The organism is Saccharothrix sp. DSM 118769, assembly GCF_052936295.1.
On sequence record NZ_CP193627.1, the window covers coordinates 8,908,332 to 8,921,345 of the forward strand.

A 13,014-nucleotide genomic window follows, 5' to 3' on the forward strand; every position below is an offset into this window, starting at 1 on the left:
CGCCGTGCCACCGCTTCCCGAACACCCACCCGGATGCCTCCTCGCCGTCGTCGTTACGGCCACGAGACGTCGCCGGCGTTCGTCCATGACGGCAGAACCAGGACACAGTTGGGTAGTCGTGCGTGACGTCGCACTTCCCGGTGCGTCAGACTGGCGCCGCGCGAGGAGGGGAATCACAGGTGGCGGCAGTTCCTGCGGACGTCCACGGACCGAGTGACGCGGAGCTGATCGACTCCGTCCGGGGCGGGGCGATCGACGCCTACGGGCAGCTCTACGAACGGCACGTGGGCGCCGCGTACAACCTGGCCCGCCAGCTCGCCAGGTCCTCGGCCGAGGCCGACGACCTGGTGTCCGACGCGTTCGCGAAGGTGCTGGACACCCTGCGCGCGGGCCGCGGGCCGGACACGGCGTTCCGCGCCTACCTGCTCACCGCGCTGCGGCACACCGCCTACGACAAGACTCGCCGGGACCGCAAGGTCGAGCTGTCCGACGACGTGGCCGAGGCCGCGCCCGAGGCCACCAGCGTGCCGTTCAAGGACACCGCCGTCGCCGGCCTGGAGCGGTCGCTGGCCGCGAAGGCGTTCGCCCGGCTGCCCGAGCGCTGGCAGACCGTGCTGTGGCACACCGAGATCGAGGGCCAGTCGCCCGCCGAGGTCGCCCCGCTGCTGGGCTTGACCGCGAACGGCGTGTCGGCGCTGGCCTACCGGGCCCGCGAGGGCCTCAAGCAGGCCTATTTGCAGGTGCACCTGGCCGAGACGCAGGCCGAGCGGTGCCGCGCGACCGTGGACAAGCTCGGCGCGTGGACCCGGGGCGGGCTGTCGAAGCGGGAGACCACGCAGGTCGAGGCGCACCTGGACGAGTGCGTGGACTGCCGGGCGCTGGCCGCCGAGCTGGCCGACGTCAACGGCGCGCTGCGCGGGATCATCGCGCCCCTGGTGCTGGGCGTCGGCGCGACCGGCTACCTCGCGGCGGCCGGCGCGGGCACGGCGAAGGCGGCCACCGCGGCGGCGGCCGGTGCGGCGGCGGGCGCTGCGGCCGGCACGAGCGGCGGCGGCACGGGCAACGCGCTCGGCTCGGTGCCCCGCCAGCTCCTCGGCACGGCGGCCTCGATCGCCGCGCTCGTGGTGGCGGTGGCGATCGGCCTGGCCTCCGGCGGCGAGCAGCAAGAGGTGCCCGCCGCGCAGACCTCCCCCGTGCCGACCGCGCCCACGCGCACCGCGCCGCAGGTCCCGCCGGCCACGCAGGCGCCGACCGGCACGTCGTCGACCACGACCACCACCGCGCCCACGACCACCGAACCCACGACGACGGCGCCCACGACCACCGCGCCGTCCACGGAGCCGGTCGTGCCCGCGCCGCCCGCGCCCGCCCCCGAACCGGCACCCGAACCCCAGCCCGAACCCGAACCGGAGCCCGAGCCCGAGCCCGAGCCCGAACCGGAGCCGACGCCGCCGAACCTGGTGCCGATGGTGCCCAGCGGTTTCACGCTCACGCCCGGCGCGGAACCGGTGGCGATGCCGGTCGTCGTGCGCAACACCGGCGAGACGACCTCGCAGCCGGCGAGCGCGGCCCTCACCCTGCCGCCCGGCGTGCGGTCGGTGGGCGGGCCGGCGTCGTTCGCGGGCCGGCGGCTGGTGCAGCTGAACGGGCTGCCCGAGCAGACCGTCGACTGCCCGGCGGCGGTGGGCGCGGTCACGTGCGCCACCACCCAGGGCATCGCACCGGGCGGCACGGCGACGTTCGTCTTCCGCCTCCAGGCCGACTGGGAGGCGGTGAACAGCCGCATCACCGGCACCGTCACCGCGGGCACGTCGCTGAGCGTGGCCATCGAGGTCGACGTGGCGGTCACCCCGGTCGAGGACGCCCTCGACCTGGACGTCGACGTCACCAAGTGGCACCACGAGCACTGGAGCTCGCGCGTGGACGTGGCGGTCACCAACACCGGTGGCCGGGCGGGCGACCTGGTGCTCGCGGTGTCGTCCGAGGACGTCTTCCTGGTCAGCCTGGCGCCGGGCTGCACGAAGTCGGACCGGCGGATCACCTGCGAGGTGCCGCTCGGGCGGGGCGAGGCGTACCGGCTGTCGGTGTGGGCGCTGCGCGGGTCCTGGCACGACGACCACGACGAGCGCGGGAAGTCCCGCGAGGTGACGGTCACCGCGACCCTCGGCACCGCCGCGGCGAGCGAGACGGTGACCGTTTTCACCCGTCCGGGTGATCATCCCGGGCACCCGCCGACGGGCGACCCGACCCCGACGACCACGCCGACGACCACGGGCACCACCGCGCCGACGACGACCACCACGACACCCCGCCCGACCTCGTCGTCGCCGACCGGGCAGCCGCCCGCGACCGCACCGACGAAGACCGGCGCGGAGCCCCCGCCGGTGGTCACCACACCCCCGGGCGTGCCCGCGGCGGAGCCCCCGGTCGTGCCCCCCGTCGTGCCGCCGAACGGGCCGCCGTCGAGCGGGCCGACCCCCACTGACCGGCTCGAACCGTGCGAACCGGTCATACCGCTGTGGCCCCCGCTGCTGGGGGACCTGCTGCCCGGGCTGTGCCGCACCCCTTCGTGATCGACCCGTCACGGGGTCGGTAGCCTGCCCCGGTGCTGCCACTAGTGCGCAGGGTGCTGGGACGCCTCCCGGAACCGCTCCGCTTCCTGATCGTCAAGCACCGCGAGCTGATCCGCTTCGCCGCCGTGGGCGGCACGACGTTCGTGATCGACAACGGTGTCTGGTACGCGCTGAAGCTGACGTTCCTGCAGGACAAGGTCGTCACCGCGAAGGCCATCGCCGTGCTGGTGGCGGTCATCTCGTCCTACGTGCTGAGCCGCGAGTGGTCCTTCGACACCCGCGGCGGGCGTGAGCGCCACCACGAGGCCGCGTTGTTCTTCCTGGTCAGCGGCATCGGCATCGGCGTGAACCTGCTGCCGCTGTACGTGTCGCGGCACGTGTTCGACCTGCACTCGGAGGTCGCCGACTTCATCACCGGGTCGGTGATCGGCATGCTGCTCGCGACCGGGTTCAAGTTCTGGGCGATGAGGAAGTTCGTGTTCCCCCAGGCCGACGCGCGGCCGTCGGTGCGGCCGCTGCACGTCGTCGCGGAGCAGCGCGAAGTAGCCTGACCGGGTGTCCGTAGTCGAGAACGTGGTCCTCCGCCTGCCCGAACCGCTGCGCTCGCTCGCCCTGAAGCACAGAGAGCTGCTCAAGTTCGCCGTGGTCGGCGGCACGTGCTTCGTGATCGACACGGCCATCTTCTTCGGCCTGAAGTCGATCGTCCTGACCGACCACCCGGTGACGGCGAAGATCGTCGCCACCCTGGTCGCCACGATCGTGTCGTACATCCTGAACCGCGAGTGGTCGTTCAAGACCCGCGGCGGGCGTGAGCGGCGGCACGAGGCGGCGTTGTTCTTCCTCGTCAACGGCATCGGCATCGTGCTCAACTCGGCGCCGCTGTGGGTGTCGCGCTACCTGCTGGACCTCCAGGAGCCGAACATCAGCCGGGTCGGCGAGGAGGTCGCCGACTTCGTCAGCGCCCAGGTCATCGGCACCCTGATCGGCATGGCGTTCCGCTGGTACGGCTACAAGAAGTGGGTGTTCCCCGACCCCGACGCCCGCCCGCGCCGCGTGACCAGGGCCTACGACCTCCCCGAAGAGGACGAACAAGCCCTGGGCCACTCCTGACCCACCCGAGAGTCCAACCTCCAGGCCCCGAGAGTCCAACGCCCGGGTCCCGAGAGTCCAACGTCCAGGACCCCTGAGTTCTCCGTTCCGCATACCGACCGGTCGGCTCGAACGCAGAACTCAGGGGTCGCGAGCGTTGGACTCACGAGACCTGAGCGTTGGACTCTCGGGGCCTGAGCGTTGGACTCTCGGGGGTGGTCAGGCGGGGGTGGCGAGGATGGCGAGGGCGGCGGCGTGGAGGTGGCCGTTGCTGGACAGGACGTTGCCGCCGTCGAAGCGCTCGACGCCGTCCAGGTCGCTGAACCGGCCACCGGCCTCGCGGACCAGCACCTGGAACGGCGCGACGTCCCACGGGTTCACGATCGGCTCGGCGGCCACGTCGATCGCGCCCTCGGCGACCAGGCAGTGCTGCCAGAAGTCGCCGAACGCCCGGTTCTCCCAGCACGCGTCGACCAGCGCCAGGTACGCCTCCCGCGAGTGGTGCTCGGTCCACGTGCCCAGGTGCGTGGTCGACAGGTAGGCGTCGGTGAGGTCCCGCACGCCGGACACGGTGATCGGCCGGGTGCCGGTGGCGTCCGACGTGAACGCGCCCCCACCTGCCGAGGCCCACCAGCGACGCCCCAGGGCGGGGGCCGAGACGACGCCCACCACGGGCGTGCCGTCGACGACGAGGGCGATCAGCGTGGCCCACACCGGCACGCCGCGCAGGAAGTTCTTCGTCCCGTCGATCGGGTCCACGACCCACGCGCGCCCCGCGCCCGCCGTGCCGCCCCGCTCCTCGCCCGCCACCTGGTCGCCCGGCGCGTCGACCGCGAGCACGGCGCGGATGGCGTCCTCCACGGCCACGTCCGCGTCCGTCACCGGCGTCCGGTCGGGCTTGCGCTCCACGACGAGGTCGCGGGCGCGGAACCGGGACGTGGTGATCGCGTCGGCCTCGTCGGCCAACCGGAGGGCCAGGGACAGGTCTGCACGAAGGTCTGACACGCACGGGATGGTGCCACGCCTACGCTGGGTGCCGTGAGCGTGGTCTTGTTGGCCGAGGACGACCCGGCGATCGCCGATCCCCTCTCCCGGGCACTCCAGCGGGAGGGGTACCAGGTGCAGGTCGTGGGTGACGGTCCGGGCGCGCTGGACGTCGCCGCGCACGGCGGCATCGACCTGCTCGTCCTCGACCTGGGCCTGCCCGGCATGGACGGCCTGGAGGTGTGCCGCCGGCTGCGCGCGGGCGGGCGCGGCATCCCCGTGCTGATGCTCACCGCGCGGTCCGACGAGGTGGACTTCGTGGTGGGGCTGGACGCCGGCGCGGACGACTACGTGGCCAAGCCGTTCCGGCTCGCGGAGCTGATGGCCCGCATCCGGGCCCTGCTGCGCAGGCGCGCGCCCGGCACGCTGGAGGTCAACGGCGTGCGCCTGGACCTGGCGGCCCGCCGCGTCACGGTGGACGGCCAGGAGGTGCAGCTGGCGAACAAGGAGTTCGAGCTGCTGCGCGTGCTGATCCAGCGCGCGGGCCAGGTCGTGCACCGCGACGAGATCCTCTCGGAGGTGTGGAACGACCCGGAGCTGAAGTCCAGCAAGACCCTCGACATGCACATGTCGTGGCTGCGCCGGAAGCTCGGTGACACCCGCACGGTGGAGCGCCGCATCGCGACCGTGCGCGGGGTCGGCTTCCGCTTCAACACCGCCGACTGATGCGCAGCCGCATCCTGCGGGCGATCCTGCTGGCCGTCGCGGTCACCGGGTTCGCCCTGGGCATCCCCCTGGGCTACACGGCCCTGCGGCTGGTCGACGACGGCGCGCGCGGCGACCTGGCGTCCCGAGCGCGGCAGATCGCCGCCCTCATCGACGACCAGATCGCGGACGGCCGCCCCATCGACCTGGGGCCCGTGCAGGTCGGCGTGCCCGAGGGCGGGCACCTGGTGGTCACGTCCTCGTCCGGCGTGCGGGAGTTCGGCACGACGCCGGGCCGGGACGCGCTGTCGGTGGAGCTGCCGATCGCGCAGCAGGGCACCGTGCGGCTGGAGGTGTCGTCGGCGCCCATGCACACCGCGCAGTACCAGGTGGCGGCGCTGGTGGTGCTGCTGGTCGTGCTGTCGGTGGGCACCGGCACGGTCGTCGCCACGGTCACCGCCCGCAAGCTCGCCAGGCCCCTGCGGCACGTCGCGTCGCGCGCGGCGCGGCTCGGCGCGGGCGACTTCCGGCGCGACGACCGGCGGCACAACGTGCCCGAGCTGGACCTGGTGGCCGACGCGCTGGACAAGTCGGCGGGCGCGCTGGCGCAGCTCGTGCAGCGGGAGCGGGAGCTGGTCGGCGACGTGTCGCACCAGCTGCGCAGCAGGCTCACCGCGTTGCAGCTGCGGCTGGAGGCGCTGTCGCTGCACACCGAGCCGGACGCGGCGACCGAGGCGAGGGCCGCGCTGGAGCAGGCCGAGCGGCTCGGCGAGGTGCTGAACGAGATGCTGGCCGCCGCCCGCGCCGCCCGCGCGGTCGGCGCGGAACCCCTGGACCTGGGCGCGGAGCTGTCGGCCATCGCCGAGGAGTGGCGCGAACCGCTGCGCGGCGTCGGCCGGGCGCTGCGGGTGCGGGTGCCGGAGGGGCTGCTGGCCCGCGCCACGCCCGCCCGGCTGCGCGAGGCGATCGGCGTGCTGCTGGACAACGCCCTGCGGCACGGCGAGGGCCTGGTCACGGTGTCCGCGCGCAGCGACGACGGCACCGTGGTCGTCGAGGTCGCCGACTCGGGCGCGGGCGTGCCCGACGAGCTGTCGCACCACATCTTCGAGCGCGGCGTGTCCGGCGGCGGCTCCACGGGGGTCGGCCTGGCGCTCGCGCGGGCCCTGGTCGACGCCGACGGCGGCCGGTTGGAGCTGTCCACCGCCCGGCCCGCGACGTTCGCCGTGTTCCTGCCCGTGCCGAAGGCCGAGGACGTGGTGGGCGTGCCCTGGCGGACCGACCTCACGCCTCGTTAGCGGCCGGCAGCACCCCCACCGCGCCGCGCACGACCTGCGCCCACACCAACCGGCCGAACAGGTAGTGGCAGGCGACGTCCTCGCTGGTGAACGCCGCCCAGTCGTACCGGTTGCCCTGCTCGCGCCAGAACACCTCGAAGCCGTCGTCGGTCGGCAGCAGGCACCACGCGTTGTCGGCCTCGGCCCCGATCGACACGACCTCGGCGGGCACACCGACCGCGAGCAGCCAGCCCAGGACCGACTCGACGTTCACCTGATCTCCTCCAGGTAGCCCAGGGCGAGCAGGTCCGCCACCGGGTAGGTCGTCCGGTAGCGGACGCCGCCACCGGGCTGGCCGAACCACTCGGCGGACAGCGTGAACCACACCGGCAGCACCCGGGTCGTCCGGTAGCGGTGGTAGCCGGCCGAGGCGAGCGCGGGCGGCAGGGACCTCGCCGCGAACGACGTGCCCAGCTCGGACAGCACCCGCCCCTCGGGGCCGCCGAAGCGGTCCAGCTCCACGCCGGCCGCGAGCACGCCGGGCTGGCCGGCCTCGTACCCGCCCTCGGGGAACAGCTCGCCGGGCGGCCACGCGTACTCGGGCGGGTCGGCCCGCACCAGGTAGCGGCGGTCCCAGTCGCGTTCGTGCGCGCCGGCCTGCGGGTCGTGGCCGGCCATCAGGTCGGGGTCGGGCTCGCCGCCGGGCGCGAGGACCAGGCGGGGGCGCAGGCACGCGGGCACCGGGTCGACCTGCGGCGCGTCGGTCGGGTCGCCGGACAGCCGGGACCGGAGCCGGTCGCCGTGCGTGAGGTCGACGCCGAACCGGGCGGACGCGTCGACCACGTGCCCGTCGGGGTGGTTCTGCGGCTCGAAGCGCAGGCCGGCCGCGAACGCCGCCTCACCGGACGGCGGGGGCAGCTGCCGGGCGGGCGCGGTGCGCGGCCGGGGCAGCGTCCCGCCGGGGAACACGTGCGCCAGGAACAGCGCGGCGGCCTCGGTGGTGGGGCGCGCGGTGGACGCGGCCGGCACCGGTGGCGCGTCGTCCTCCTCGACCTCCGGCTCGACCGCCCGCCGGGGGCCGGGCAGCAGCGGCGACCGGTCGAGCACCGGGCCGCGACCGACCGGGATGGGCACGACGGCGAACGCGAGGCCGCCGTCGGCCGCGACGCCGGCGACCGCGTCGCCCGCGTTCGCCACGGCGGCGCGCAGGTCGTCCAGGTCGAGGTCCCGGTCGAGGTCGCGATCGGAGTCGCGGTCGGGGTCGCGGTCGTCGCGGACGGCGGTGGTGTCGCCCTGGGCGAGGCCGGTGGCGCCGGCGGCTGCCGCCTTGGGGTCGGCCTTCACGGTGGCGTCGGCCTTGGCGGTGCTGTTGGCATCGGCCTTGGCGGTGGCGTCGGACCTGGCCTGGCCCTCGCCCCTGGGCGCGGCCTCACCGGACCGGCCACCCGACTGGCCCTGGCCCTGGCCTGGGCCCTGTGCCGGGCCCTGCCCTTGCGCCTGCGCCTGTCCTTGCGCCGGGCCCTGACCGGGCTGGACCGCCTGCGCGGCGCGGGCCTCCGCCTTGGGCGCGGCCTGGCCGGGCTGGGCCTGGGTCGACTGGCCGGGAGCCGCCGCGGCGGCGTTCGCCGCCGGGGACTGGCCGACCGCGGCCGCGCCGGCCACCGGGGCCGCCGCGGCGGGCGCACCGCCCGAGGGGCCGCCGAACGACGGGCCCTGCGACACGGCCTGGTTCGCGGCCGGGGCCGCGGGCTGCTGCGGGGCGGGGGCGTGCGGGGTGTCGACGTGCGCCACGGGCCGGTCCAGCACCGCGGCCGACGACTGGCTGACCGTGCCCTCGGCACGGGTCACGACCTCCGCGACCGCGCCGGTGGTGCCGCCGACGACCTGGTTCACCGCGTCGCCGAGCCGACCCACCAGGCCGGGCGCACCGCCCTGGCCCGGACCGCCGTGGTCGGGGGCGCCTCGACCGGGGCCGTTGTCGCCGGGACCGCCGTGACCAGGTCCGCCATGACCGGGGCCCTGCTGGCCGGGGCCGTGCTGGCCGGGACCGTTGTCGGGTCCGGGCGCCACGGCACCCACGGTGCGGTCGACGCCGTCGCCGACCCCCCGCACCAGGTCACCGGTCTTGTCGAGCACCGGCTCCACCACGGCCGCGACCGGCGGGGCGACCGCGCCCACGGCCCCCACGACCGGCTTCGCGACGGCGTCGACCGTGTCGGCCACGCCGTCCACGATCCCGCCGACGAGGCCGGGCGAGTTCCCGCCGGGCAGCAGGCCGCCCAGCAGGCCGCCGTTCTGGTTCCCGCCCTGGTTGCCGGGGCCGGCCGCCGGCGGGGCGCCCGCACCGGGCACCTGGCCCTGCTGGCCCTGACCCTGCTGGCCCTGCCCCTGCTGGCCCTGACCCTGCTGGCCCTGCCCCTGCTGGCCCTGGCCGTCCGGCGCGGGGCCGCCGCCGAGGAGGTCGCCCAGCAGGCCCCCGCCGCCGAGCAGCCCGCCCTGGCCCGGGCCCTGCGTGCCGGGCACCTGGCCGCCGGTTCCCTGCGAACCCGGACCCTGCGAACCGGGCCCCTGTGAGCCGGGGCCGTGCGAGCCGGGGCCGTTCTCGGACGGGCCGTGCACGCCGGGGTTGGCGTCGACCGGGAGCGGGTGGCCGCCGATCGTCACGCCGCTGTCCAGCCGCACCGCGCTGGTCAACGTGTCGGTCAGGTGGGCGATGTTGGCCGCCGCGCCGCGCACCGCCGTGTCCAGCCCGAGCAGCGCCGACGGGTTGCCCGCACCGGCGGCCTGCTGCGCGGCGGCGTCGTTCTTGGCCAGGTTCACCAGCTCGCGCACCAGCTCGACCTTGGCCGCGCCGATCTGCTCGGCCGCGTGGTCCAGCCGGTCGGCCGCCGCGGTGCAGCCGCGCAGCACGGTGTTCAGCGTGCCGTCGGGCGCGGTGAACGCGTTCCAGTGCCCGCGCGCCGCGTCGCCGGTCGAGCCGGACATCGCGCCGAGCGCCTTGCCCGCCGACCCGTCGGACTCGCCGGCGAGCGTCGTCAGCCGGTCGCCCGCCTCCCGCCACGCGGCGGCGGACGAGCGCAGCGCGTCCTCGTCCGCCTGCGGCCACACCACACCGGCCTTCGCCGCGACCTCGGCCAGTTCGGCCGGCAGCTCGATCCCCATCACGGCCCCCTGAGTCAGATCGCGCCGAGCGCGGTGCTGTTGTCGCCCTCGACCTCGCGGTAGGTGCGGGCCGTCCCGGCGAAGCGCTCCGCGACGCCGCCGAACCCGCCGCCCAGCGCGGTCAGCCCGGTGAGCACGTCGCCGGAGGGCCGCACGTGGCCGGCGGCGAAGCTCTGCCCGATCGCGTCGTCGCCCCAGCAGGCGCCCAGCGAGTCGAGGGTCGCGCCGAGGTCGTTCGCGATCTTGTCGGCGCGCTCCGCGAACGCGCCGAAGTCCTGCGCGCCCTCGGCGAGGCGGGCGAGGTCGGTCCGGAAGCCGTTCATCTCGTTCTCCTCGGAGTGGCGCTCGGGGTGGCGGCGCGGGGCGCGGTCGCGCCGAGCACCGGGGTGGGCGCGGCCTCGACGTCGAGCCAGTCGCGCTGCTCGAAGTCCTCGTCGTCGACGACGGGCCGGCGGGCGGGCTCGGGCGGCCGGATCTTCTCGGGGCGCAGGTCGGCGGTGCCGCGCACGAGCGCCGCCGGGTCGGTGCCGGCGGGCAGGACCGGGCTCAGCGCCTGGTAGGTGCGTTCCGCGGCCCTGACCCCGGCCTCCTGCACGGTGCGCAGGACGAGCCGGGCGAGCTGCGCGGGACGCATCCGGTAGGCGTCGTCGGTCAGCTCCAGGTCGGTGAGCGCGCCCTGGGCGCCGACCACCGCGGTCACCGAACCGTCCGGGCTGGTCGCGACCCCCGACACCGCGGCCAGGTCCCGCTGGACGGACGCCAGCTGGTCGCGGCTGCGCCGGTAGTCGGCCAGCAGTTCGTCGACCTGCGCGCGGTGATCGGTCACGGCCACCTCCGGTTCCAACCGTCGCCGGGCATGGTCGTCGGTCGCGCGTTGGACGTTACGACCCCCACCCCGGTTCCGGGGCGCGCGGGGGAAAATCGTGCGGGGACCCGCGCTACCCGCGCAGCGCCCGCACCACCCGCGACGGGCTGGGCCGGCCGAGCCGCTCCGCCATCCACGCGCTGGTGTCGGCGAGCTTGTCCAGGTCGAGGCCGTGCGCCACGCCCAGGCCGTCGAGCATCCACACGAGGTCCTCGGTGGCGAGGTTGCCGGTGGCCGACTCGGCGTACGGGCAGCCGCCGAGGCCGCCCGCCGAGGAGTCGACCGTGGTGACGCCCGCCTGGAGCGCGGCCAGCGTGTTCGCCAGCGCCTGCCCGTAGGTGTCGTGGAAGTGCACGGCCAGCGGTTCGACGCTGTCGAACGCGGCCAGCAGCGCCGTCACCTGGCCGGGGGTGGCCACGCCGATCGTGTCGCCGAGGGAGAGCTGGTCGCAGCCCATGTCCAGCAGCCGGCGGCCGACGCCGACGACCTGGTCGCGGGCCACCGCGCCCTCCCACGGGTCGCCGAAGCACATCGACACGTACCCGCGCACCCTGAGCCCCTCGGCCCTGGCGCGCGCGACGACCGGGTCGAACATGGCGAACTGCTCGTCCAGGGACCGGTTGAGGTTGCGGCGCGCGAACGCCTCGGTGGCGCTGGCGAAGATCGCGACGTGCTCGACGCCCGCCTTCAGCGCGCGTTCCAGGCCACGTTCGTTGGGCACCAGCACGGGGTAGTCGACGCCGTCGCGCCGGACGAGGCCGTCCAGCAGCTCCTCGGCGTCGGCCAGCTGCGGCACCCACTTCGGGTGCACGAAGCTCGTCGCCTCCAGCACCGCGCCGCCCGCGTCGGCCAGCCGGTCCAGGAACTCCAGCTTGGTGGCGACGGGCACGACCCCGGACTCGTTCTGGAGGCCGTCGCGCGGACCCACCTCCCAGATCGTCACCCGCTCCGGGAGCCCGCTCCCGCCGACCACGTCGGGCAGCCCGACCTCACGCGCGCCCATCGCTGACCCTGTCCTCCGGCTGGTGGTCGTCGTCCGGGTTGTCGTTGATCTCCCGTTGCAGCAGCGAGTTCACCGCTTCCACGTCCGGGATGTCGTCGAGTTCGAGCGGGGTGTCGGACGCGGAGTCGATGACCAGCGTGCCGCACCCCAGCAGCCGGTCCGTCACCCCCTGCTCGAACCGCACGCTGTCGATGCGCCGCAGCGGCAGGTCCAGGCTGACGCGCCGCACCACGCCCATCCGCCACATCACCCGCTCGGTGGTGACGACCAGGTGGGTGGTGCGCCAGCGCAGCACCGGCGCGAGCACCAGCCAGGCGAGGAGCGCGACGGAGACCGCGGCCAGCACGAGCCACGCGGTGGACGCCCACGTCAGGTCGGCGGCCAGCACCGCGAGCCAGGTGCCCCCGACGAGCACGACCAGCAGCACGACCACCGGGACCAGCAGCGCCTTCCAGTGCGGGTGCTTGTGGGTCACGACGTGCTCGCTCGGGCTGAGCAGGTCGTCCGGGTAGGCCACGGCGATCCCCTTCGGTGGGTGGTGCTGGCCTCACCGTACTCGCAGGTGCACGACGTCCCCGGCGGAAACGGCGTGGTCCGCGCCTCGTTCGTCGCGCACCACCAGGGTGCCGTCGGGCTCCAGGCGGTGCGCCGTGCCGAGCAGCAGCCCGTCGCGGGCCAGCTCCACCCGCACGGGGCTGCCGAGCGTCGCGCAGTGCCGCTCGTACTCGGCGCGCAGACCGGGGTCGTCGCCGCCCGCGACGCGCCACCGCCGCTCCAGGTCGGCCAGCTCGGTGAGCAGCGCGACCGCGACGTCCGTGCGGTCGAGCGGGCCCGCGTGGGACTCCAGGCCGGTGGGCCGCAGCCCGCCCGCGCCGGGCTCCACGTCGTCGGGCAGCTCGGCGACGTTCAGCCCGATGCCGACGACCACGGCCGGTCCCGGCGTGGTCTCGGCCAGCACCCCGGCGGCCTTGGCGCCGTCGACCAGCAGGTCGTTCGGCCACTTCAGGGTCGCCTCGACGCCCACCGAGCGCGCCGTGCGGACCAGGGCGAGGCCGGCGAGCAGCGTCACCCACGGCAGCCGGGCCGGCGGCACGCCGTCCGGGCGGAGCAGCACGCTCAGGTAGAGGCCGCCGGTGGGCGACACCCAGGACCGGCCGCGCCTGCCCAGGCCGGCGGTCTGCCGCCCGGCGACGAGGACGGTGCGGTCGGGCGCGCCGCGCGACGCGGCGGCGCGCAGGTCGGCGTTGGTGGAGCCGGTGTGCTCCACGACGTCGACCGCGGCGTAGCGGCCGAGCAGCTCACGGCGGAGGACGGCGGCGTCTACGGCGGCATCTGGAGCGGCACCCGAGGTCACCCGGG

At 75.5% G+C, this 13,014-nt stretch carries 13 protein-coding genes; 5 read left to right on the plus strand and 8 right to left on the minus strand.

From position 1 onward, the window contains the following. Nucleotides 1–179 precede the first annotated feature (179 nt). Genes ACRAKJ_RS37960 through ACRAKJ_RS37970 form a run of 3 tightly spaced genes read left to right on the plus strand, consistent with a single transcriptional unit; the run spans nt 180 to nt 3,683 of the window. Complete coding sequence (locus ACRAKJ_RS37960; RefSeq protein WP_438921644.1) at nt 180–2,573, plus strand: sigma-70 family RNA polymerase sigma factor; 2,394 nt, start codon at nt 180–182, stop codon at nt 2,571–2,573. A 35-nt stretch (nt 2,574–2,608) separates the two neighbouring features. Then, on the plus strand, nt 2,609–3,124 hold the full coding sequence (locus ACRAKJ_RS37965; protein ID WP_438921706.1) for a GtrA family protein: 516 nt from the start codon (nt 2,609–2,611) through the stop codon (nt 3,122–3,124). 4 nt (nt 3,125–3,128) lie between these two features. After that, on the plus strand, nt 3,129–3,683 hold the full coding sequence (locus tag ACRAKJ_RS37970; RefSeq protein ID WP_438921645.1) for a GtrA family protein: 555 nt from the start codon (nt 3,129–3,131) through the stop codon (nt 3,681–3,683). Between the two features lie 198 nt (nt 3,684–3,881). Here ACRAKJ_RS37970 and hisN read toward each other — a convergent pair whose 3' ends face one another. Continuing rightward, nucleotides 3,882–4,667, minus strand: a complete 786-nt coding sequence (hisN, locus tag ACRAKJ_RS37975) for a histidinol-phosphatase (RefSeq protein WP_438921646.1) — start codon at nt 4,665–4,667, stop codon at nt 3,882–3,884. Nucleotides 4,668–4,700: 33 nt separating this feature from the next. On the opposite strand from hisN, the gene ACRAKJ_RS37980 reads away from it, so the two are divergent. Next, nucleotides 4,701–5,372 carry a response regulator gene (locus tag ACRAKJ_RS37980; RefSeq protein ID WP_438921647.1) on the plus strand — a complete coding sequence of 224 codons (672 nt, stop codon included), beginning with the start codon at nt 4,701–4,703 and terminating at the stop codon, nt 5,370–5,372. After that, entirely contained in the window at nt 5,372–6,646 is a 1,275-nt protein-coding gene (locus tag ACRAKJ_RS37985; RefSeq protein ID WP_438921648.1) for an ATP-binding protein, read from the plus strand. The genes ACRAKJ_RS37980 and ACRAKJ_RS37985 overlap by 1 nt, the downstream gene beginning before the upstream one ends. On the opposite strand, the gene ACRAKJ_RS37990 is transcribed toward ACRAKJ_RS37985, so the two are convergent. The 7 genes from ACRAKJ_RS37990 to ACRAKJ_RS38020 all read right to left on the minus strand — a co-directional run bounded on the left by ACRAKJ_RS37990 (nt 6,633) and on the right by ACRAKJ_RS38020 (nt 13,009). Continuing rightward, the gene (locus ACRAKJ_RS37990) at nt 6,633–6,899 is read right to left on the minus strand and encodes a hypothetical protein (protein ID WP_438921649.1); all 267 of its coding nucleotides are present in this window, start codon (nt 6,897–6,899) and stop codon (nt 6,633–6,635) included. The genes ACRAKJ_RS37985 and ACRAKJ_RS37990 overlap by 14 nt on opposite strands. Continuing rightward, a complete protein-coding gene (locus ACRAKJ_RS37995) occupies nt 6,896–9,787 on the minus strand; it encodes a TNT domain-containing protein (protein WP_438921650.1) in 2,892 nt (963 codons plus the stop codon). The genes ACRAKJ_RS37990 and ACRAKJ_RS37995 overlap by 4 nt, the downstream gene beginning before the upstream one ends. A 14-nt stretch (nt 9,788–9,801) precedes the next feature. Beyond that, nucleotides 9,802–10,110: a WXG100 family type VII secretion target gene (locus tag ACRAKJ_RS38000; RefSeq protein WP_438921651.1), complete on the minus strand. Its 309-nt coding sequence runs from the start codon at nt 10,108–10,110 to the stop codon at nt 9,802–9,804. Continuing rightward, nucleotides 10,107–10,613 (minus strand): YbaB/EbfC family nucleoid-associated protein, encoded by a 507-nt coding sequence (locus tag ACRAKJ_RS38005; protein ID WP_438921652.1) that lies wholly within the window; start codon nt 10,611–10,613, stop codon nt 10,107–10,109. Before ACRAKJ_RS38005 ends, ACRAKJ_RS38000 begins: the two co-directional genes overlap by 4 nt. A 112-nt stretch (nt 10,614–10,725) precedes the next feature. After that, nucleotides 10,726–11,655 carry a hydroxymethylglutaryl-CoA lyase gene (locus ACRAKJ_RS38010; protein WP_438921653.1) on the minus strand — a complete coding sequence of 310 codons (930 nt, stop codon included), beginning with the start codon at nt 11,653–11,655 and terminating at the stop codon, nt 10,726–10,728. Then, on the minus strand, nt 11,642–12,172 hold the full coding sequence (locus tag ACRAKJ_RS38015; RefSeq protein WP_438921654.1) for a PH domain-containing protein: 531 nt from the start codon (nt 12,170–12,172) through the stop codon (nt 11,642–11,644). The genes ACRAKJ_RS38010 and ACRAKJ_RS38015 overlap by 14 nt, the downstream gene beginning before the upstream one ends. 30 nt (nt 12,173–12,202) lie before the next feature. Next, nucleotides 12,203–13,009 (minus strand): biotin--[acetyl-CoA-carboxylase] ligase, encoded by an 807-nt coding sequence (locus tag ACRAKJ_RS38020; protein WP_438921655.1) that lies wholly within the window; start codon nt 13,007–13,009, stop codon nt 12,203–12,205. Nucleotides 13,010–13,014 lie beyond the last annotated feature (5 nt).

Bases quoted from the DNA above. Each gene is read 5' to 3' on its own strand.
- ACRAKJ_RS38000 (WP_438921651.1), bottom strand. From the start codon at position 10,110: ATGAACGGCTTCCGGACCGACCTCGCCCGCCTCGCCGAGGGCGCGCAG.
- ACRAKJ_RS37995 (WP_438921650.1), bottom strand. From the start codon at position 9,787: ATGGGGATCGAGCTGCCGGCCGAACTGGCCGAGGTCGCGGCGAAGGCC.
- ACRAKJ_RS38010 (WP_438921653.1), bottom strand. From the start codon at position 11,655: ATGGGCGCGCGTGAGGTCGGGCTGCCCGACGTGGTCGGCGGGAGCGGG.
- ACRAKJ_RS37985 (WP_438921648.1), top strand. From the start codon at position 5,372: ATGCGCAGCCGCATCCTGCGGGCGATCCTGCTGGCCGTCGCGGTCACC.